18 protein-coding genes and 2 pseudogenes are annotated in these 21,056 nt (G+C 60.5%); 9 read left to right on the top strand and 11 right to left on the bottom strand.

The genetic code is table 11. From position 1 onward, the window contains the following. Positions 1-153 precede the first annotated feature (153 nt). Positions 154-591: an SRPBCC family protein gene (locus tag FZZ85_RS10900; protein ID WP_226415137.1), complete on the bottom strand. Its 438-nt coding sequence runs from the start codon at positions 589-591 to the stop codon at positions 154-156. Continuing rightward, a complete protein-coding gene (zds, locus tag FZZ85_RS10895) occupies positions 591-2,057 on the bottom strand; it encodes a 9,9'-di-cis-zeta-carotene desaturase (RefSeq protein ID WP_226415135.1) in 1,467 nt (488 codons plus the stop codon). Before zds ends, FZZ85_RS10900 begins: the two co-directional genes overlap by 1 nt. A gap of 70 nt (positions 2,058-2,127) precedes the next feature. On the opposite strand from zds, the gene FZZ85_RS10890 reads away from it, so the two are divergent. The 4 genes from FZZ85_RS10890 (at position 2,128) to FZZ85_RS10875 (ending at position 4,571) form a co-directional block, all read left to right on the top strand. Next, complete coding sequence (locus FZZ85_RS10890) at positions 2,128-2,520, top strand: iron-sulfur cluster assembly accessory protein (RefSeq protein WP_226415132.1); 393 nt, start codon at positions 2,128-2,130, stop codon at positions 2,518-2,520. 49 nt (positions 2,521-2,569) lie between these two features. Further along, on the top strand, positions 2,570-2,989 hold the full coding sequence (locus FZZ85_RS10885; protein WP_226415129.1) for a hypothetical protein: 420 nt from the start codon (positions 2,570-2,572) through the stop codon (positions 2,987-2,989). A 143-nt stretch (positions 2,990-3,132) separates the two neighbouring features. Continuing rightward, positions 3,133-4,302 carry a lipid-A-disaccharide synthase-related protein gene (locus FZZ85_RS10880; RefSeq protein WP_226415188.1) on the top strand — a complete coding sequence of 390 codons (1,170 nt, stop codon included), beginning with the start codon at positions 3,133-3,135 and terminating at the stop codon, positions 4,300-4,302. Beyond that, a complete protein-coding gene (locus FZZ85_RS10875) occupies positions 4,299-4,571 on the top strand; it encodes a hypothetical protein (protein ID WP_226402905.1) in 273 nt (90 codons plus the stop codon). The genes FZZ85_RS10880 and FZZ85_RS10875 overlap by 4 nt, the downstream gene beginning before the upstream one ends. Here the strand turns inward: FZZ85_RS10875 and FZZ85_RS10870 are convergent. Next, positions 4,519-5,448: a TIGR01777 family oxidoreductase gene (locus FZZ85_RS10870; protein WP_226415126.1), complete on the bottom strand. Its 930-nt coding sequence runs from the start codon at positions 5,446-5,448 to the stop codon at positions 4,519-4,521. The two genes, FZZ85_RS10875 and FZZ85_RS10870, sit on opposite strands and share 53 nt — an antisense overlap. Before the next feature lie 81 nt (positions 5,449-5,529). Here FZZ85_RS10870 and FZZ85_RS10865 point away from each other — a divergent pair, with 81 nt between their 5' ends. Next, positions 5,530-5,784 (top strand): NAD(P)H-quinone oxidoreductase subunit O, encoded by a 255-nt coding sequence (locus FZZ85_RS10865; RefSeq protein WP_226415124.1) that lies wholly within the window; start codon positions 5,530-5,532, stop codon positions 5,782-5,784. Here the strand turns inward: FZZ85_RS10865 and FZZ85_RS10860 are convergent. The 5 genes and pseudogenes from FZZ85_RS10860 to FZZ85_RS10840 form a co-directional block, all read right to left on the bottom strand. Continuing rightward, positions 5,763-7,829 (bottom strand): 4-amino-4-deoxy-L-arabinose transferase, encoded by a 2,067-nt coding sequence (locus FZZ85_RS10860; RefSeq protein WP_226415121.1) that lies wholly within the window; start codon positions 7,827-7,829, stop codon positions 5,763-5,765. The genes FZZ85_RS10865 and FZZ85_RS10860 overlap by 22 nt on opposite strands. Then, positions 7,826-8,494, bottom strand: a complete 669-nt coding sequence (locus tag FZZ85_RS10855; protein ID WP_226415119.1) for a J domain-containing protein — start codon at positions 8,492-8,494, stop codon at positions 7,826-7,828. Before FZZ85_RS10855 ends, FZZ85_RS10860 begins: the two co-directional genes overlap by 4 nt. Further along, complete coding sequence (gene cysK / locus FZZ85_RS10850; protein ID WP_226415116.1) at positions 8,491-9,459, bottom strand: cysteine synthase A; 969 nt, start codon at positions 9,457-9,459, stop codon at positions 8,491-8,493. Before cysK ends, FZZ85_RS10855 begins: the two co-directional genes overlap by 4 nt. Positions 9,460-9,572: 113 nt before the next feature. Next, a pseudogene (locus FZZ85_RS10845) lies at positions 9,573-11,058 on the bottom strand (iron uptake porin). Positions 11,059-11,285: 227 nt separating this feature from the next. Next, on the bottom strand, positions 11,286-12,713 hold the full coding sequence (locus FZZ85_RS10840; RefSeq protein WP_226415113.1) for an iron uptake porin: 1,428 nt from the start codon (positions 12,711-12,713) through the stop codon (positions 11,286-11,288). Positions 12,714-13,146: 433 nt separating this feature from the next. Between FZZ85_RS10840 and FZZ85_RS10835 the strand changes: the two genes are divergently transcribed. Genes FZZ85_RS10835 through FZZ85_RS10825 form a run of 3 tightly spaced genes read left to right on the top strand, consistent with a single transcriptional unit; the run spans position 13,147 to position 17,400 of the window. Continuing rightward, positions 13,147-14,748 (top strand): glycosyltransferase family 39 protein, encoded by a 1,602-nt coding sequence (locus tag FZZ85_RS10835; RefSeq protein WP_226415110.1) that lies wholly within the window; start codon positions 13,147-13,149, stop codon positions 14,746-14,748. 23 nt (positions 14,749-14,771) lie between these two features. Next, positions 14,772-15,902: a glycosyltransferase family 2 protein gene (locus FZZ85_RS10830; protein ID WP_226415108.1), complete on the top strand. Its 1,131-nt coding sequence runs from the start codon at positions 14,772-14,774 to the stop codon at positions 15,900-15,902. After that, positions 15,865-17,400, top strand: coding sequence for a glycosyltransferase family 39 protein (locus tag FZZ85_RS10825; RefSeq protein WP_226415105.1), 1,536 nt, complete (start codon positions 15,865-15,867; stop codon positions 17,398-17,400). Before FZZ85_RS10830 ends, FZZ85_RS10825 begins: the two co-directional genes overlap by 38 nt. A 40-nt stretch (positions 17,401-17,440) precedes the next feature. Here the strand turns inward: FZZ85_RS10825 and FZZ85_RS10820 are convergent, their stop codons facing one another. After that, complete coding sequence (locus FZZ85_RS10820) at positions 17,441-19,069, bottom strand: DUF2079 domain-containing protein (protein WP_226415102.1); 1,629 nt, start codon at positions 19,067-19,069, stop codon at positions 17,441-17,443. Positions 19,070-19,096: 27 nt separating this feature from the next. Further along, the gene (locus FZZ85_RS10815) at positions 19,097-20,056 is read right to left on the bottom strand and encodes a hypothetical protein (protein ID WP_226415099.1); all 960 of its coding nucleotides are present in this window, start codon (positions 20,054-20,056) and stop codon (positions 19,097-19,099) included. An 87-nt stretch (positions 20,057-20,143) separates the two neighbouring features. Here FZZ85_RS10815 and FZZ85_RS10810 point away from each other — a divergent pair, with 87 nt between their 5' ends. Further along, positions 20,144-20,884 carry a hypothetical protein gene (locus tag FZZ85_RS10810; protein WP_226415095.1) on the top strand — a complete coding sequence of 247 codons (741 nt, stop codon included), beginning with the start codon at positions 20,144-20,146 and terminating at the stop codon, positions 20,882-20,884. Positions 20,885-20,933: 49 nt separating this feature from the next. Here FZZ85_RS10810 and FZZ85_RS10805 read toward each other — a convergent pair. Next, positions 20,934-21,056, bottom strand: a pseudogene (locus tag FZZ85_RS10805) (photosystem II D2 protein (photosystem q(a) protein)); the annotation flags it as partial.

Genomic DNA, 21,056 nt, shown 5'->3' with positions numbered 1-21,056 from the left:
AGAGGGTTGAGGCCTATCGGTGGAGCCGCCGGTGCTGAAGTTTCCGACAGCAGCGCAGGTTTCACTGGAACCGGTAGCAGCACTGTGGCCGTTGGCGTTTCACCGCTACAGCCACCCACGACCACCAACACGGCAACAAGGGCAAGCCAGCGCTCAGCCGTCTGCTTCCACCAGATCACGGAAACGGTCGAGGTTCGCCTGGAGCTCCTTGGTCACGATGCCCCCCAGAATGCTGGGTTCCATGAGCGGTGCCAAGACCCCTGGCAATTCGTAGGTCACACTCAGCTTGACCGTAGTGCGGTCATTGGGTTCGGGGTAGAAACGCACAGCCCCTTTGGTGGGCAGCCCCCCCACCGATTCCCAGTGCAATTGCTGGGCTTCGACCCGCTGCGTGATTCGGGCTTTCCAGCTGAAGCGGAAGCCCTGGGCCGCCAAGGTCCAATCGGTGAGATCGGGATCTTCCAGGGGCTTAACCGATTCAATCCATCGCATCCAACGGGGCATCGCTTCAAGATCACTCCAGACCTCCCAGACCTTGGCAGCCGGTGCCTGCACCTCGGAGGTGACCGTGTGTTCGAGCCAGCGTCCCATCAGGCCACCGCCGCGTTGGTGGCCAGCTTCGCAGGCTGATCGAGGATGGCAGCCGCTGCCAGATGACCGCTCATCGTGGCCCCCTCCATCGAATCGATGTAGTCCTGACGGGTGTAACTACCGGCCAGGAAGAAATTACGGATCGGCGTGCGCTGCTCCGGGCGGTAAGGCTCCATGCCCGGGGCTTCCCGATACAACGACTGAGCCAGTTTCACCACGTTGCTCCAGGTGAGCTTAAGGTTGCGAGCCGAGGGGAAAAGCTCGCGCACCTGGTGGTCGGTGTGGGCCACGATCTCGTCCACCGACTTTGGAATCCAGGGGTCACCAGGGGTGAGCACGCATTGGAGCAGGGAGCCTTCTCCCTCCTTGCGGTAATCCTCAGGGCTGGCCAGGGCTAAATCAGCAAAACAGCTGAAATCGGCATCAGCTGTATACAGCAAGTTGTTGAGCCCAGTGGGTGTTGCCACATCCCGGCGCTGGGCTTCCTGGGCATCGCCCAGCTCAGTCACCCAGCCGTCGTAGCGGAGCTGAACGGTGGCCACGGGCACGGCCTCCAACTGATGAATCGCCTTGAACTGGGGGTAACAGTTCCAGGCCTCGGGCAGCAGTTTCTGAATCCCGGGGACGTCACAGGCAGCCAAGTAGGCGTCAGCCTCAACACGAATGTCTCCTTCGGGCGTTCCCAGCTGCAGGCCTGTGATCTCAGGGGAGTCACCCTCGTTGTAATCCACCTGCTTCACCCGGTGACGCAGATGCAACTTGCCCCCACGCTGCTGTATGTAGTCGAAAATCGGACCCGTCAGCCAGCGGTGGGGTGATCCCTTCAGCAGATTGAGTTTGGAGGCTTCAGTCTTGGCCGCGAACATCATGAAGATGGTGAGCATGCAGCGGGCGGAGATGGCCTCGCAGTCGATGAAGCCCAGCGCATAGGCAATGGGATTCCACATCCGCCGGATGCTTTCGGGGCTGCCGCCATGGCCCACAAACCAGTCCTGGAAACTGACGGAGTCGAGGGCTCGGATGGTGCGCATCGCCCCCTCGTAATCCACCAGACCCCGCACGATCGGACTGGTACCCAAGGCCAGGGCATTACGCAGCTTGTCGATCCAGCTGAGCTGCGGTGTGGTGAAGAACGCCTTGAGGCCGTTGAAGGGGGCACCGATGGGGAAGCGGAAATCCAGCTCCCGCAGATCACCCCCCTTGTTCACGAACAGGTGCGTGTGCTGCTTCGGCAGAAGGTTCTCGAACGCTCCCACCTTGCGCATCAGGGCAAAGAGGTTGGCGTAGTTGAAAAAGAAGACGTGCAACCCCATCTCGATGTGGTTACCGCCCTCATCCACCCAGCTGCCCACCTTGCCGCCCATGAAGGGGCGGGCTTCGTAGAGATTTACCTCATGGCCTGCATCCACGAGGTCAACTGCAGCGGAGAGGCCGGCGAGGCCGGAACCAACGATCGCGACCCGCACAAGATCTGGTCAACTAAACCGACTCTATGTATGAGCGTTCATAGAGTGAGAGCACGAGCCTGCGTCGACCATGACTTCCACCCCCGATACCGCGCCGGCCCATACCGCCAAAGACGGCAAGGGCATCCTGATTACTGAACCCGCGATGCAGCAGCTGGCGAAGCTGTGTGGCGAACAAGGTGAGAACCAAGTGCTGCGCGTCGGGGTCCGCTCCGGGGGCTGCAGCGGCATGAGTTACACGATGGATTTCGTGCCCGCCTCAGACACCCTCGACGACGACGAGATGTACGAATACGTGGCCGCTGATGGCCAGAACTTCCGGGTGATCTGTGATCCGAAAAGCCTGCTTTACATCTACGGAATGCAGCTGGACTTCAGCACTGCCCTGATCGGTGGTGGCTTCAACTTCACCAACCCCAACGCCAGCCAGACCTGTGGCTGCGGTAGTTCCTTCGCCGTATGAGCGAAGCCGCGTGGGAATCTGAGGGGAGATCACTGCCCTCTCCCTGTTGATGGAGACTTCCCAGGACAGCCTGTTTGAACAGGCCATGGCCCGCTATCAGGCCGGCGCCGCGGCCGAAGAGGTTCTGCCTGATTTCGCCCGCATCGTTGAAGCCGCTCCTCGCCAATCGGCTGGCTGGACCTGCCTGGCCTGGCTGCAGCTGCTTTGCGACCAGGCGGAAGAGGCGCTGCGGTCGGCACGTTTCGCCGTGAAACTCAACGGCCAGGACCCCCAGGCCAGGATCAATCTGAGCCTGGCGTTGCTTGAGACCCAATCCAAGGGCGTGCGCGACCACATCCAGGTGGTGCAGCAGGTGATGGCCCTGGCCCCTGAGGTGTCCAGTGAACTCAAGGCCTCGATCGCCGATGGGCTCGAGCGAAAGCCCGGCTGGAAGGCTCTCGAAAAAGTGAAAGCCTGGCTTGAGCTCTGATCACAACGGACGGTCGACCTGCATGACAGACCCTGCATGACAGCCACCTGGACCATCAACCGCCTACCGTCCAGGTTTTACGAGCGGCCTCCATCGGATCGTTCGGTTCCGAACACCTGGATGTGGTGAAAGGCACCCCTGCGATGGCACGCATCCTTCTACTGAGCAATGGCCACGGCGAAGACCTGTCGGGCGCGCTGCTGGCCAAGGAGCTGCAGCAGAAGGGGCACAGCGTGCAAGCACTACCGCTCGCTGGACTTGGCAGTCCCTATCGAAACGCCGGAATGCGGCTCCTGGGAAGCAGCTATGAATTCAGCACCGGTGGCATTGGCTACACCAGTCTTCGCGGTCGCCTCACCGAGATCCTCCAGGGTCAAGTGCTGTATCTGCTCAGACGCCTGATCCGTCTGATCCGCTACCGGCATCACTTTGATCTGATCCTGGTGGTGGGGGATGTGATCCCCGTGATAGCGGCATGGCTCAGCCATCGCCCAGTGGCGACCTATCTGGTGGCCTACTCCAGTCACTACGAAGGGACGCTGCGCCTGCCCTGGCCCTGCGCCGCTCTGCTGAAAAGTCGCCGGTTCAAAGCGCTGTACAGCCGCGATCAACGCACCGCCGAGGACCTCAGCAGGCAACTGCAACGGCAGGTGACCTTCCTGGGCAATCCCTTCATGGATTCGGTGCTCACAGCGGCACTACCACCGCCCACGAGCACAGCACGCATCGCTCTGTTGCCCGGCAGCCGCCGACCGGAACTGGAGCAGAACCTGCAACTACTGCTGCTGCTGATCGAGCTGCTGCCCGGCACAGTTCGCTGCAACGTGGATTTGGCCTTGGTGCCCAGCCTCAATGACGACAACTTGCAGCGGCTCAGCGAACGAAGCGGTTGGCATTTGGAGAGGGGAATGCTGCAAAGAGAGGGTGCCCGGGCGATCAAAGTTTGCCGAGGGAGCTTCAGTGCCGTGCTTCAGCACAGCGACTTGGTGATCGGCATGGCGGGTACCGCCATCGAGCAGGCCGTTGGGCTGGCCAAACCGGTGCTGCAGGTGCCGGGCCAGGGGCCTCAATTCACAGAAGCATTCGCTGAAGCCCAACGGCGCCTGCTGGGCCCCACAGTGTTCTGCGCCTCCGGAGAGAGTGGCAGCCGTGAGGCCTTGAAGGCCACAGCGGAGCTGGCCATGGCTCTGCTGGATCGTGCGCGAAGGGATCCTGGCTTGCAACAGCAATGCCAAGTGGAAGCCAAACGACGCCTTGGAGAAGCGGGTGGAGGTCTGAGAATGGCTGCAGCCATTTGCGCACTGCTTCCATGAGTGCCCCGTCAGAACCGGCCTGGAAACGCTGGCTCGACCGCCTGCTGATGGTGAATGTGCTGCTGGTGTTTATCGGAGCAGGAGTCTTCGCCGTTGCTGTGGTCAGACAGGGCCAAGGCGATGACTGGCTGATGGACCAGGTTCAGGTGCTGTGGCAACCCCTGTTCGCCCCAGCCATCAGCCTGCTGATCATGGCCGCCCTGGTGAGCGGCATCTTCAGCTGGTGGCAGCGGCGAGTGCTGAAGCCAGATCGGGGTAGCGGAAGCTGAAGTTCAGGGCATCAAGCCGCTCCGAAGCAACCTCCTGGCCCTCCAACACCACCTTGGCGCCGTCACCCAGAAGCACCTGCAGCACAGGGGCTGGCACCGGCAACAAACTGGGACGGCCCAGGCTGCGCCCCAGCTGCTTGCAGAAGGCCGTCATGGAGACAGGCTCCGGAGCCACGGCATTGATCACGCCACTCCAGCTCTCGTCCGTGAGGGATTGAAGGATCAGAGCGCATAGGTCACTGCGGTGGATCCAACTCATCCACTGCCTGCCACTGCCGATCGGACCGCCAAACCCTGTGCGGAAAATCGGAAGCATTTTTCCGAGTGCGCCACCGTCGGCGGCCAGAACGATGCCGATGCGCAAGGTCACCTGCCGAACCGCAGAAGGCACCGCCTCGGCCGCTGCTTCCCAGCGCTGACACAAGCTCGCAAGGAAGTCGTCGCCTGGGGTACTCGATTCGAGAAAACGCTTGTCCAGGCTGGATCCATAGAAGCCGATCGCCGAGGCATTCACCAGCACCTTCGGTGGCGTTGCACAAGCCTTAATCGCTTTCACCAACTGAGAGGTCGTCTCCAGACGGCTGGTTTCAAGCAGCTGCCGGTGGGTCGGGGTCCAACGTTTCTCGGCAATCGGTTCGCCCGCCAGGTTGACCACCGCATCGGCCTGGTTAAGGGCATCCAACAACTCGGTGTCGGCCCAGGTGCTGCTGCTGGCAGGGTCGAACTGCATCCAGGTCAGTCGCCCATCCGCCCGTTCAGCGTCATAGGAACGGGCCAACCGGCGGCTGATCACCGTGAGCTGATGTCCGGCCTGAAGCAGGAGCGGCAGGAGCTCACGGCCAACAAAACCAGTGCAGCCGAAAAGCAGCAGACGCATGAAAGCGGTGGTGGTGCGGCTGGGAGGCTAAGGGGTTCGTGGGCGATTGGTTTTAGCCTGTTGGGATCACCCTCCCCTGCCATGGCCGAATCCGACGCCGCCGCCCCAGCCAAGGCCAAGCCTGCAGCGTTGCGCAAAGGTGCTTTGGTCAAGGTGAACAAGGCCGCCTACAGCGCCAGCCTTGAGGCCTCTGCCAGCGACCCCACTGCCCCCGACTACATCTTCGAAGGCCCCGGCGAACTGCTGGTGGTAAGAGGGGACTACGGCCAGGTGCGATGGAACCGTCCAGTGCCCGATGTGTGGCTACGCATGGATCAGCTGGAAGCCTGCTCCTGACCCTGCCGTTGATTGGAGGCGGGCTCCAGGGCCTCCTCCACAGAAGTGACAGCCGTAGGAACTGACGTGATGGCTGCGGGGATGCGCCAAACAGCACCGGAAAGCACGCCGCTGAGATCCCCAAGCGCAGCCAACACAGGATTCGAAACGCTGGCCCCATCCGCAGCGGCGGCGGCCTGCCAGGGGTCCCAACCCGCCAAGCTGACCACACTGCGGTAAGCCGCTGGCCAGGGGTTATCGGGCAACAGCCGTTCCAGAGCCTCGAACTGCTCTGCTGCCTGCGCCGGGCGGTTTTCCAGCACCGCCAGCAGAGCAAGGGTCCAACGCGGTTGAACAGAATCGGGATCCTGGGCCAAGGCCTCCATGGCTTTAGAGCGCACGGGAGCTCGATAGCTGAAATGGCCCCCCAACATGTGCTCCCGCCCCACCACAGCAAACACCGGATCGAGCCCTACCGGCCCTGCCGCCAGACCAGCGGCGAGCTCGGGGAAGACCTCCACAAAAGAGGGGCCCACAATCGGATGCGTTGCGCGGCGGCGCCAGAGGGAATAACTTCCGCCCCGGGTACGCTCAAACTGATGCACCTGCTCGAAAACACCGCTGCTGCGCACCGCTTGATCCAGCTGCATCGCCGCCTCGCGCACCGAGCCCTGGTTCCCTTCGGCTAACACCACCCACTCCGTCCGTGCCAGCACAGGCTCACGGTCTTGGCGACTGCCCCCCAGCTGCCGGCCAACGGTCCGTCCCCCGTGGCGACGGCCGTAAAAACTAACGTTGTGCTGGTTGAGATCGGAGGTGCTGGGCACCACGATCAAAGTGGCAGGAGGCTTGCTGGGATCCGCACCGCCGGCGGCCTCCACCAAAGCCTGCACTGGACCACGGGGCCGGTCTTCAAAACGATGCAGCTGATGAGACCAACCCGCAGGGACGCAGGCCAGCAGCCCAGCTCCGAATAGGGGCCACACCAGCCTTGAAAGCCTGACTTTCAACCATTGGCCCCACTGCCACCAACCCCGGGACAGCAGCAATACCAGTGACGGTAAAAGCGGCGTGATGTAGCGAGCGTCCTTGTTCGGGCTCAGGGTGGTTAACACCCAGGCCGCCACCAGATTGATCAAGAGCCAACGCCAGGACCAGGCGTGATCGGTTGAAGACTGCTGGCGCTGCAGCCACCAGAGCAACAACCCCGACAGCCCCACCAACAACAACACGCTGCCCAGCTGTTCCGGCAAAATCCTGGGATACCAAAGCCAGCTGGTCAGACTGAGCGCGCCTGGATCCCCCTCCCGTACCGCCGACTCGAACACAGCCCGATTGGTGCCGCCCAGACTGGTGATCCAGTTATGACGCAACCAGGGGCCTATCAGCACCGCGGTGAGCAGGGGCAAGAGCAGGGCCTGCCGCAACCAAGGGCCACCACGTCGCAGCGCGATTCCTGCAGCCCAGACACCGGCGGAGGCCAGCACCAGAAGGGCGCTTTGCTTCACCAGCACCGCAGCAATGGCTGCCAGGGTGCAACCCCAGGCCTGCCCCCAGCGGCCACCGCTCTGGAGATCACACCAGATCCCAAGACGCCAAAGCGCCAAACTGCAGCTGGCCATCAGAGCCATCTCCAGCACGTAGTCCGTGCGTAGACCCAGAAAGGCTGGCGTCAAAGCCGCCAAGAGGCAGGCGATCAATGCCAGGCCATCCCCCTGCAGCCGTCGACCCCAGCCCGCCATCACCACCAGCAGCAACCCATGCCAGAGGCTCAGGCTCCAAGCCGCTTGCTCCGGGGCATCGCCACTGAGGGCCATCACACTGCCGTTCACCAGCGAGGCCAGGGGCGGAATCTTCGGTGACAGATCCAGCAGCGCCTGCCAACCCTGCCAACCGCCGCCAGGCAGCAAGCCCAAGGCGCGGCCATGGTCCATGGCGCTATTGAGATAGTCAGCCTGATCCCAGGCAGGGACTCCGGTCTGCATCGTCCACCACAGCCGATCCACCAGGGTGGAGAGCGCCCAGATCAGGCCAACCGAAGCCCAGAAGCGCCAGCGCTGTTTCACACGATCTCCAAGCGACGCCGTTCATCTTGGAGCCGCTTGCGTCGCTGCTTTGCTTCTCGCAGCATCTCGCGACCATCGTGGAGGTACCCGTCCACGTAACCCATGGTGTAACGCTCCAGTTCGACCAGAGCGTCTTCCACTTCCGAAAGGCAGTGATACAGGCTCAGACCGAAGCCACGGGCCGGGACCGGTGTGGGCAATGACTGGAACAGTTGCTTGACCTTGTCCATCCGGCGACCGCTCGCCTCGAGATAGCTGCAGAACGCCTCCATCAGCTCGTCGTCGTAGGGATCAGCCGACAGTGCCTTGAGTTGCTTGGGAAAGGGATTGATCACCTCACCAAGCATGCGGTCAATGGGGGCATAAACCCGCCGCAACCACTCCACCAGGGCATCATCCGCAGCCACAGCACGCTCATGGGCACGGCTGGCCCGGTGCAGATCCGTCGGGGATGCGGCACGGCCCGGCTGAGGCCGCGTGCGATCAAAGGCCTTCCTGCGCTCGACATCCCCGAGAACTTCCCAGGCGGCATTGAGGGCAAGCATCTGCTGATCGTCGCCTCCAGCGTCGGGATGGTGCTGCTTAACCAGCTGGCGATAAGCCGCCTTGATCTCAGCGTTGCTAGCGGTGCTGCTGACTCCGAGCACGGTGTAGGGGTCGCTCACAGCTGACCATCCCTCCGAGCGGGGAGTTGCGACGCAGCACTAAACATCGGGGTGGAGAGGTATCGCTCGCCATAACTAGCCAGCATCACCACCAGGCGTTTGCCCGCCATCGAGGGGTCTTGGCCCACCCGAAGGGCCGCTGCCATTGCCGCGCCACTGCTGATCCCGCAGAGCAGACCTTCCTCCCGGGCCAAACTCCGGCCCACCTGCATCGCCTCCTCATCGCTAACCGTGAGGATCGAATCAATCCGGTCCAGTTCCAGCACCACAGGAACAAAACCAGCCCCAATCCCCTGGATACGATGAGCCCCAGGGGGCTTACCTGAAAGCACAGCACTGGCCTCGGGCTCAACGGCAATCACCTGAAGCTGAGGCTGGCGCTGTTTCAACAGACGGGCACAGCCGGTGATGGTGCCGCCAGTCCCCACCCCTGCCACAAAGGCATCAATCTGGCCCTCGGTATCGCGCCAGATCTCTTCAGCCGTGGTGCGTTCATGCACGGCTGGATTGGCCGGGTTATCGAACTGTTGAAGCAGATAGGCGTTGGGGATCTCCGCCACCAATTCCTTGGCCAGCGCGATGGCCCCATTCATGCCCTGGGCACCATCGGTGAGCTGCAACTCGGCGCCATAGGCCCGCAACATCGCGCGACGCTCAGTACTCATGGTGTCCGGCATGGTGAGAATGAGCCGGTACCCCCGGGCCGCCGCCACCATGGCCAGGGCGATCCCGGTGTTGCCGCTGGTGGGCTCCACCAGCACCGTTCGGCCGGGAACGACCGTGCCGGCCTGCTCCGCCTCAAGCACCATGGCGCTAGCGATGCGGTCTTTCACCGAGGCGGAAGGATTGAAGCTTTCCAATTTGGCCAGAATCTCGGCCTGGCAACCGGAGGCCTGAGGTAAGCGGTTCAACCTCACCAGAGGTGTACCGCCGATCAAGGCGGTGATGTCAGGAGCAATGCTCATGGCTGCAGCTTGACCGCAGAACGACCATAAAAAAAGCCCTCCGTAGGAGAAGGGCTTGAAATGTGTGTGTAAGGAAAATGTTCTGATGACCCAACCGAAGTTGGGCCAAATGATCAGAACTTGAAGACGGTCTGGAGGACGGCACCAAACTGCTCCTTACCAGATACGCCCTGGCTGGAGCTGGACTCAGGCAGATAGAAGATTGCCGGAATCATGGTGATGTTCTTGGAGACCTTGTATTTCAGAGAGGCTTCCCAAGCAAGCTCGGGAGCATCGGGATCAGTGCCGTCTTGGGACTCGACATAAAGGGGGGCGCCGAAACCAACAGCCAGGCTGTGGGGAGTATTGGCGACTTTGTCCCACTGCAGACCCACCATCCAAGTGCGGGCCTCGTCGACGGTGCTGCCCTCGAGATCAGACCAGCCATAAGCAAGGCTTACAGAAGGAATGAAACCAGTCTCTTCAGGCTTCCAGAAGCCGTTCAGAGCAAAGTTCTGGGAGTCGACATTGTCGCTGCCACAGCTCTGCTTAACAGACTTGTAGGCGGTGCCGAAGCCTGCACCACACTGGCCATAGCGGTAACCGAGAGCAGCGCCCCACTTTTTGGTGCCGTAACCGATCTGAGCGGTGGTATTGCCCTTGGATTGAGCAGTAAACATGCCTTTAGAAGAATCGGCCTGTTCTCCGTCATCAGCGACGTAGTTCAAAGCAGCTGTCAGGCGGGGCTCACCCTTGGCAACTTTCTGCTTCCAGATCACACCAACGAGACCGCCGGTCTCTTTGGTGTAGACATTGCCAGCACCAAACTGCCCACCGAACATGTTCAGGGTCTTCACCGTGTAAGCCGTGGGCTTCATGCCAAGGCTTTCGGTGTTACGGGCCATTGGGCCAACGATGGCTTCAAAGCCTGAAGCGACCGGGAACTTGTAGTACAGGCGGTCCAACTTAAGGGTGTTACCGGACATACCGGAAACATCCAACTTTCGGAAGCCACCGGAGAAAGCGGAACCATCTTTCATGTTGCCGGCACGCAGGCGAGCAAACAGAAGGTCCTTTCCAGTGAAGGAGGTCTTCAGGCCGAGACGGTAGTCGTAAGAGAAGCTGAATTTGTCGTTATCAGCCTTGGCACCATCGTCCTGGGAATCAATGGCACCAGTTACAAAGGTGACTTTTCCTTTTAGCTTTGTGGTGGTGGAGAACTGAGTTGCTTCCAGTTCGCCGACGCGGGCCTCGAGGCCATCAACGCGACCCTTAAGGATGGCCAGCTCGGTCTCGAACTCAGCCATGAGGCGACGCAGCTCGTCGGTCACTTCGGTGACGCGATCGAGGCAGGCGTTCAGCAGGGCAGCCGCTTCGAAGCGGGTCATGGCCCGGTTACCACGGAAGGTGCCGTTGGGGTAGCCGGCGACGCAGCCGAAGGGTCTCAACCAAACCAGCCAAAGCCTGATAGGCCCAGTCGGTGGGGTAAACGTCGGAGAATTGGGTGACGCTGGTGACCTGATCAGCGGAAGCCGCGTAATCAGAAACGCCGTTGATGTTCAGCTCGGCGGCATTGGCGCCGGTGGCCAGAAGGCCAAGGGCGGCAGGAGCCACCAGCAGTTACTGGAAAAGCTTCATTTTGGAATCTCACACCATGAGAACAGTTCCAGCAAGACATGCCGGAGCTTCGAAGATATTGATGTGACATCACTTTTTCAGTAAGGACTAGCGAAGCAGCGTTTATGTATCGGTTAAGACCATCCGCCATCCGCCAAAAAAAAAGCTCCCCACCGAAGTGGAGAGCAGTTCCCGAAAATGAGGATCCAAGGGACCCCAAATTCTTACTATCAGAAGACGAAGGTCGTCTTAACCAAGCCACCAAAGACCTCATCGGCGTCACCACCATCATCAATGCCAAAGATGGCAGGAGTGATAGTGACGTTGTCGGTCACAGCGAAGCTGTAGAAGAGTTCCCACATGGTGCTGGAGTCTTCATCTTCGAAGCTAGGAGCTTCACCGATTGCGCCACCGAAGGAGTTGCCTTCGATGAACACATCGCTCCACTCAAGGCCCAGATACCAAGAGTCAATGTCGTCGGAGGTGCCGTCTACATCGGCCCATGAATAGCCAGTGCTAATCGAGGGAAGGAATCCCGCATCAGCAGACTTCCAGGCAGCAGCAACGCTGTAGCCGCTACGGTCAGCGGTTGTCGAAGCAGTGCCAATAGCCAGGCCAGCATTCTGCTCGTAGGAATAACCAACCTGAGCCAGGAGGTTGCCATCGAAGACTTCGCCTTCGTAGAACAACTGCCAAGAAGAAGTGGTGGTGCCGTCGTCGGTACCGATGCCCTTAGAGGAATCGTCGCCATCAACAGCAACGTAGTTACCACTCACTTTGAAGCCGCTATCACCCAGGGTGTAGACAGCTCCAATACCAGAACCGGTGTAAGCCAGGTTGTTGGTGGTAGGAGCACCGCCGTAGGTGAAGAAGTCCAGCAGCAGGTCAGAGGGGTAATACGTGGCATAGCCGGCGTACATGGAAGCATCGTCCGTACGGACGATGGGACCTGCAGTGACACTCAAAGAGTCACCAACGGGGAAGGTGTAGAACAAGCGGCCGATTTTCACGCTGTTACCGCTGCTCATGGCGGTTTCAACGAAAGTCAGGCCAGTGCCGAAGATGGAATCGTTGAAGTTGCCGGACCGCAGAACGGTGGTCAGCTGGTCCTTACCAGTGAAGGAGGTAGCCAGCTTGAGGCGGAGGTCGTAGTTGAGGGTGGTAGCTTCAGAGCCATCGATGCCGTCAACAGCACCAGCAACCCAAGCGGTGTAGCCCTTGAGCTTTGTGGTGGTGGAGAACTGAGTTGCTTCCAGTTCGCCGACGCGGGCCTCGAGGCCATCAACGCGACCCTTAAGGATGGCCAGCTCGGTCTCGAACTCAGCCATGAGGCGACGCAGCTCGTCGGTCACTTCGGTGACGCGATCGAGGCAGGCGTTCAGCAGGGCAGCCGCTTCGAAGCGGGTCATGGCCCGGTTACCACGGAAGGTGCCGTTGGGGTAGCCGGCGACGCAGCCGTAGGTCTCAACCAAACCAGCCAAAGCCTGATAGGCCCAGTCGGTGGGGTAAACGTCGGAGAATTGGGTGACGCTGGTGACCTGATCAGCGGAAGCCGCGTAATCAGAAACGCCGTTGATGTTCAGCTCGGCGGCATTGGCGCCGGTGGCCAGAAGGCCAAGGGCGGCAGGAGCCACCAGCAGTTGCTGGAAAAGCTTCATTTGAATTCCTCACACAGGAAATTGGCGCTACTACGCCAATCCGGATTTTGAGGGCTGGTCACTCGTTATCCAATGAAGCTTGTGCCGGTGCTTACATCGACATGTATCCACAGATACCGTTTAAGCCTCGGCAAATTTCCCCTACATGAACGATGCCCCCGCTCGGCAAACCGGGCGGGGGCTCTCGCCGGGTCCGCTTTTGCCGCGGAACCGGATGATCAATCAGAAGGCGCCGTTCAGCCGGCGTTCTCCGCGATCAGCAGACCCTGAATCGAACAACTGGAAATCATGGACACCTCCTCCTGAAGGATTGTGAATGCCGGCAACGCCTTCGGAAGGGTGACCGCCTCCCGAAGGAAGGATTCACCATTCCACGCCGCTGCATCCTGTACACCCGGACCATACTCAGTTTTTGACGTAACGAGGGGCACCCATGCGCTCCGGCTCAGCTCAAAAGGCAGCCCCCTGGATCGCATTGGCAGGGCTCGGCTTAGCCGCTGCTGTTCTGGCCCTGATCGGCCTCGGTGATCTGCCCCTGCGGGACTTCGATGAAGCCACCGTGGCCCGGGTGTCCTTGGAATTCCGCCACGGGCTCGGGGGCGCCCCGTTGCTACCCACCCTCTGGGACAAGCCTTACCTCAACAAAGCCCCTGGTCTGCACAGCCTGATCGCCCTCGTGATCAGTGCAACAACCAGACCCGACCAACTCCCCTCGGAGTGGACGGTCCGTCTGATTCCTGCATTGCTGTCATGTCTGGTGGTGCCCCTGGGAGGCTGGCTGCAATGGGTGTTGCGACCGGGGGATCGCTCTAGCGCCCTCGCCACCAGCGCGATCCTCCTGACGCTGTTGCCAGTGGCCAGGCACGGACGTCTGGCCATGCTTGATGGCACCCAGCTGACGGCCATGGCTCTGTTCTGGCTGGCCCTGCTGCAGCTCAACCGCAGCCGCTGCAGCGCACTTTGGGGAGCACTCGCCGGCCTGATGGCCAGCGCCATGCTCCTGCTTAAAGCCCCACTGCTGGTTCCGGCAGTGGTGGCCGGCGGCTTGGCGCTGGCCTGGGGCCAGGAATGGAAAGCCTGGAACAACCGCACAGCAGCCTGCAGCGGAATGATGCTGTGCCTGGCACCGGGGATCGGCTGGCATCTCTGGCATGCCTACATCCGCGGGAGCCAGGCGCTCTGGCTGTGGGGCGGAGATGGCGCCGGGAGGGTTCTTTTGAATGCTGGAGAAGGAAGTGATCTGGGCTGGCGGGTCCCGGTGATCGAAGTACTGGAGGGGGGCTGGCCCTGGCTGCCGCTGCTGCCCTTCGCCCTGATCTGGGCTTGGCGGCGCCGTCAGAGCCGTTGGGGCCGCTGGTCGCTGGCCTGCCTTGTCACCCTGGGCGGGGCCATTCTTCCGCTGCGCACCCAGCTCCCCTGGTACAGCCACCCACTCTGGCTGCCCATCGCTCTCCTCTGTGCTCCTCTGTTGGTCTGGCTGGTAGAGCGATCCTCCCCCGCATCTGCATCAGATTCACCCGACAGCCCAAGGCCACCATGCCGCTGGCTGCTGTTAGGGCTTCCCTCGTTCTGGTGCGGGCTGGGGCTCTTGCTCCTTCTTCTCTGGCTAAGCAGCTTCACCTTTCTTGGCAGCACCTTGGCGCCCTATCGCAGCCTGGCGGCCGTGTTGGGCCTCGGCTGGTGCGGCGGCGGATGGTGGATGCGATCTGACGCACCGCAACGACGACGCCTTGGGGTGATGAGCCTGAGCTGCGGCAACGTGGCGGCGTTGGCCCTGCTGTTTCACTCCCCCCTATGGCTATGGGAGCTCAACGAAACCTGGCCCGTGCAACCGGTTGCAGCTTTAGCCAGAGCGAACCCTGGACGTGAGATCAGGCTGAAGGGTTACGACGAACGCCCCAGCCTGAACTGGTATGCCGAACAACCCATCCGTCGTTTTAAAAAAGGCCCAAGCCGGCGTTTAAGCGACAAACTCCAAGAGGGTTGCATCGTCGAAGGCCGAGCGGGGCGGTGGACGCTGGCCGACTGTCGGTAACCTGATTTCGACTGGAGCACACTGTGTCGTCCACCTCGGAACGTGAAGGAGCGACAAGCCACAGCGGCCTGTCGATTGTGCTTCCCACCTTCAACGAGGGCGGTTCGATCCGCCAAGTGATCGAATCCCTGCTCCGTCTTGAGACGGAGCATCCGATCGAGATCCTGGTCGTTGATGACGATTCCCGGGATGGCACCCCTGATCTAGTTCGCTCACTCGCCCGCCAAGACCCCAGGATCCGGATGATTCAACGGGTGGGACGCTCCGGGCTTGCCAGCGCTATTAAAGAAGGCCTGATCGCAGCCCTCAATCCCACCGCCGTTGTGATGGATAGCGATGGCCAGCACGAACCTGGCTCCGTGGTGGAGGCCGTGCAGTTCCTCAATCGAGAAGGGCTAGATCTCGTAGCGGGGAGCCGTTTCCTTGACCAATCCGAAATCCGAGGGCTCAGCGATAGACGCACCGATGGTTCCACCCTCGCCAACCGCCTGGCCCGATGGAGTCTTCCCAGGTCGTATGGGCACCTGAGCGATTGCATGAGCGGCTTCATCGTGCTGCGCCTCAACCGCTGCTTACCGCTGGTGCGGCAGGTAGACGTCAACGGCTTCAAATTCCTCTATGAGCTCCTGGCCATCAGCGAAGGCAGCCTGCAGGTGGGAGAAATTCCACTGAACTTTCAGCCACGGCTGCATGGCAGCTCCAAACTCGATCTCGCCATCCTCTGGGACTTCATGGTGTCCCTGATTCACACCGCAACCCTGCGTCTGCTGCCGCGACGGGCGATCAGTTTCGGGCTTGTGGGAGCTTCCGGGGTGATGGTTCAGCTGCTGTCAACAGCACTGCTGATGAGCTTGTTCAACCTGGCGTTTCAGCAGGCGCTTCCGGTGGCCGTGATTACAGCCGCAAGCTCGAACTACCTTGTAAACAACGCCCTCACTTTCCGCGACCGACGCCAGAGCGGACGGCAATTGATCCAAGGGTTGCTGAAGTTCCTACTGGTGGCCTCCCTACCGGCGCTCGCCAACGTCGGCCTTGCAACCAGTTTTTACACCCTGATCCAGGCCAATGCACTGTGGGCCCAACTGGCGGGCATTGTTGTCGTCTACGTCTGGAACTATGCGGCCTCATCCCGATTTGTCTGGAACAGCCCCTAGGCCGACCTGGCTGCCCATCGGCCTGGGAAGCCTGCTGCGGATGGTGCAGATCTGGATGCCAGTGGTCGGCGTTCACAGCTGGCGGCAGGCCGACACTGCAGCCATGGCCAGGCATTTCAGCCAGGCAGGCACACCGATCTGGATGCCGCAGGTCGATTGGGGCGGTGCAAGTGCCGGCTTTGTGGAATCGGAATTTCCGCTCTACCCCTACCTGGTGAGCCGCCTTTACAACCTGATGGGCGTGCAGGAATGGCTGGGTCGCGGTCTATCAGTGCTCTGCAGCGCACTGACTATCTGGCTGGTGATGCGCCTGGGCCGACGTTGGTTCAACCCCGAAGCCGGTTGGTGGGCGGGCCTGGCCTTTGCCATCGCACCTTTGGGGGTGTATTTCGGACGCACCTTTCAGGCCGAAGCCCTTTTGCTGCTCTGTGCCGCAGGAGCCCTGGAGAGCCTGAGCCTCTGGCGTGAACGACGGCTGCCCTGGGCCCTGGCCCTGAGCTGGATGTGCTTCACCACCGCTGGTCTGATCAAGGTGATTCCACTGCTTTGGCTGGGACTGCCCCTGCTGATGGTGCAGCTCACCCCATCACCCCAAGCAGCAGCTGAATCTCCTCAACAGATGCTGCAACGGATCAGGCGTTTGCTGCTTAATCCATGGTTCTGGGTCTACACCGCAACGGCCCTGGCCATGACGTCCGCCTGGTATCTGCACGCTTATCAATTGGGGGAAGCCAGCGGTCTGACCTTCGGCTTCTGGGGAGCGGAGAGTGATCGCAGCAACATCGCGTTGGTGCTGGATCTCTCGAGCTGGGTCAACCTTGGCATCCGAACCGGGCTGCGCGCATTGGTTTTGGTGGGGATTCCCTTCCTCGTGATCGGCAGCATTCGAAGCTGGCGGCTCGGGGGAGGGCGCATCGCCCTGGGAGGCGTAATCGGATTGCTGCTCTGCACCATGGCCACGATGAAATCAAGCACCGTGCATGAGTACTACCAGTTCCCTTTGTTGCTGTTCAGCTCCCCATTGGTGGGACTGGGATGGCAAATCTGGCAATCCAAACAGCGACGCTGGCTGGTTCAGACGTTGCTAAGCCTCGCAGTCCTCACCAGCTTGATGGTGCTGTCATTCGATTACTGGGCTGTAGAGGCACGGCAGAGCAGCATCTGGATGCCAGTTGCAGACACCATCCGCCGCGAACTCCCGTCCGAAGCCCGAATCGTGAGTGTCACAGGGCCCGACCCGACACTGCTCAATCTGGCCCAACGACAGGGCTGGCTGATCTCAAACAAGAAGCTCACCCCGGAACGCATCGCGAAGTTGAAACGCGCCGGAGCCAGTCACATCACAGGTGGCTTCCGCTGGGAAGAGACCTACAGCCCACTGCCAAAAGAACGGCGCACGATGCTTGAAAAGCTGGCAGCTTCCAGCTCAGGCGCCTGGATTGATCCACGAAAGCAAACTTACCTGCTTCCGATTGAGGGGTTGCCAGAGAATTTTTAATTCCGATCCACAACGTTCGTGCCGGGAAAGAGGACAAAGGTCAGTTCAACCACGAACAGGAACGAGGATCGAGTGCAGCTTCAGCGGATGTTCCGCCCTGAGTTGAAACCCTCTTCAAGACCACTGCCCCCTCATGACAGTGCACCAGCTGATAATCCCCAGTCGCAACAAGTTTTGAAAGCTTGCGGCCAATCCAGCGTTGCAGATTGCGCTCGAGCTTGAACACCGGTGCCAACGGTGTGTAGTAACCGGGGAAGGCCACCACCCAATCAACCGACTGAGGCTCTCCAGCACGATCGAGATATTGCGTGGACATCGGGAAACGAATCAGAATCTCTCGTTGCGCCAGCCAGGGCAGCACGGACGTATCGGCAGAGACACTGGCCTGCTCAGGGATCAAGGCCACAGCTTCACTTAATGCAGCACGGCGTTCGAGCATCGCCGCGGGAGACACATGAACCCAAGGCGAAAAACTATCGGGCACGAGGGCCGACAAGCTGCGATGGGGATTCGCCACCAAGGTGAGCGTTAAACCAAGCGCCAAAGCACCAAACCAGCAGCGACGGATCCAAGGCATAGACCAAACCGATGCATGGCGCTGCCACCAGAGAACTGAGCCCAGATAAAGGCCAGGAACCAGGGCCAACACATAGCGAAGCGTCACAGACAGCGCCGAGCGCCCTTGCGAAACTAAAGCGATAAAAAGAGGAACGGCCACCAACAGAGCTGAATCGGCCGACAGCAACGGGATCAACAGCAGAGGAAGACTGAGGGCCAGCAGGAAACCAAGTGTTGCTCCAGGGGGAGAAAGGATCGCCTGCAGAACCGCCAGTGGATTCCGCAACATCGCAACCAGTACCGAGAGGGTGCCGCCCGAAACGTCATCCACCAAATGACCAAACTTCTCCTGGAGAAAGCGATCGGATAACGATGAATCAACCGCCGGCTGGATCCATCCGGTGACCAGCAAGACCCAGAAGAACGACCCCGCCATCAAGCCGACACCCTTCAAGCGAGCGGCGGGCTGACGAACCAATGCCCAAAGCCCCAAGGAGAACAACACCAGCCCGCTGTCTTCCCGAACCAACAACAACATCACTGCGGAAAGAATGAGCTGACGGTTGTGCTGCTCCAGGAGTGCCTCTACCACAAGGAACCCGAGCAGGGGAAACCAGATCAGATCGTGAAAGTTTTCAAGGGCTGGGCCGATCACAGCACCACTGAGGTAAAAAGCGGCGGTAATCCGGATCGCCAGTGACTCCGGCAGTCGCCGGGCAGCAATCCGCCAAAGCACCAAACCTGCTGCAGTCAACAGAGAGACCTGCACCAGTGGGAGCGCCCAGCTGCCGAGCAGAAGCACCAAAGGTGCAATCAAAAGCGTGAGGAAATTGGCATGCTGACCAAGGTGGAGATAACTCACCGACGGCAGCTCACCGCCCACTTTCACAGCGGCGGACAGCACTGATGACAAACTACTTTCAAAGGGCCGCCCCCGCGCCGTTGACCAGAGCTCTTGCAGGAAGAGGGCCTGGTCATAGGTGGCACTAAGGCTCTCGAGCCGCCAGACCTGAATGGTCAGACATGCCAAAAAAAATCCAGCTGCCAGGATCACCACCGGAGCTGGCATCGAACCTCGGGATGGGGCAGCAGATGCGCTGGGATCGCTCATGCAAACCTGACGTCCAATAGAGGAAGGTTAAGGATCCTCTACATCGCAATCAGGAGCTTGAGGTTCCACCGCACCCAACAGAACTCGCGTCCGTAGAAGCAAGAGGAGGAGAGATGCATAGAGCACCAGCTCACCCCACTCCTGATCCCGATTGAGGATCAGATCGGAGAAGGTGCGAGTGGCAATGCAAAACGCGAGTGCGGAAACGGCCATGAACAACGGCCAGCTGTAGAAAGCTGGCGTGAGGGCCCGGGTCACGGCCGCCATCGATTCAGACCAGTTCGTTGTAAGAACTCGCATCCAACGAGGTGCCAGAACCACAACAGCCAAAACCCCAAGGGTCGCCAGGAAGGTGCCCACATCCAGTCGATCCTGTAACCAACCGATGTTGTGCAGGGTCGTCTCGTGCTGCGCGTTGATCTCGTTCAACAAGGGCGGAGTCCGCCAACTGAAAATCACCTGCCCCCAGGCGAGCTCCTCCATCAAGACCAGGGCTAGACATGCGGCGCCGCACTGGAACAAACGCCCGGGTCGGCGTTCCTGCAAACGCGCATTCAAATCGGCGCCGATCAACCAGGCTGCCCGGGTGGCGAGCACCAGGACCAGCACTTGGCTCCACTCCACCAGGCCCCCCTCACCAAACACCAGGTTTTTGTAGGCGTCACGGTCCGGCGAGCCGGTCTTCAAGCCCACAACCAACAAAACCACAAGCGCCAGCAGACCCCACACCGCTCTGGTGCGGCTCTGATGGGCCCATGGATCGGCAACCGACAGCAACCGCAACAGCCACTGAGAACGGGTGGTCCAGATTGCCACCGCCGTGCTCACCCCAGCTATGACCCCCCAGCCGGGATCCAGGGGCGGTCCGCCCGAGGCCGCGAAAACCAGTTGCACCAACACCGTCAGCAGTGACGCTGCGGCAACGACTACAAACAAACCGGTAATGGCGGTCTTAAGAGCGCGACCCCGTGTGTAGATCAATGCCACCGAACCGACTCTTACGCGATGCGCAGGTTAAGCAGAGGTTTAGAACCGGAGTCTGAGACCGGGGTTCATCCTCCGCACAAGCCAACCGTGATTCAGCAACCCACTGCAACGGATCCAAGCCAGATCGGAATCATTCCCCTCACGCCAAGATCGATTCGCCAACTTCTGATGGCCATCACCGCAGGGCTTTTGGTGGCCCACAGCGTCGTGCAAGTGGGCATTTACGGCTTCGGGGCGGAGAAGCATTGGCTCGACAGCCTCAACATGGACCGGGAGCTCAACCTGCCCACCCTGTTCAGCAGCGCGCTGTTGCTGATAGCGGCCTTGTTGATGCGACGACTGGGGCAAAGCAGCGATCACATCGCAGCCCAAGACTGGCGTTTGCTGTCGAAGATTTTTATCTTTCTGGCACTCGACGAAGCCCTTCAGATCCACGAGATCCTGATCATTCCAGGGCTCAGGCACCAGGTGCACCCAGCCCTGGCATCCACCTGGGTGGTGCCCTATGCCGTCCTTGTCCTCATCCTGCTATGGCGCTTTCGCCGCCTCCTCGGCTCGCTCTCCAGAGCAACAGCATCACGGTTGCTGCGATCTGGTGCCGTTTACATCGGCGGTGCCATCGGCATGGAAATGGTGGGCAGTTTCGCCGTTCGATCCAGCCTGATCCGCCTGCATAGCCCGTGGTACGGGGCCATCACAGGCTTGGAGGAAGCCTTGGAGCTGCTTGGCATTATTTTGCTGATCGATGCACTTCTGCGAGCGCTGCTCGATCAATGCAACTGCATTGATCTCACCTTGCGTCTGGGCACTAATTCAGCCGAAAACTGAACAAAAAAACCGCCCTGTCGGGCGGTTGAAGGAAACGTCGACTCCGCGATCAGAGGGCGTTGCCGCGGGGCAGAACCTCTTCAGGGAAGACGAAGTTTTCGTGCGGCTGGTCAGCCGGTGCCATCCAGGCACGCAGACCTTCATTCAGAAGGATGTTCTTGGTGTAGAAGGT

The organism is Synechococcus sp. MU1642, assembly GCF_020514115.1.
Taxonomy (GTDB): domain Bacteria; phylum Cyanobacteriota; class Cyanobacteriia; order PCC-6307; family Cyanobiaceae; genus Parasynechococcus.
This window is presented reverse-complemented; position numbering and strand designations above follow the sequence as displayed.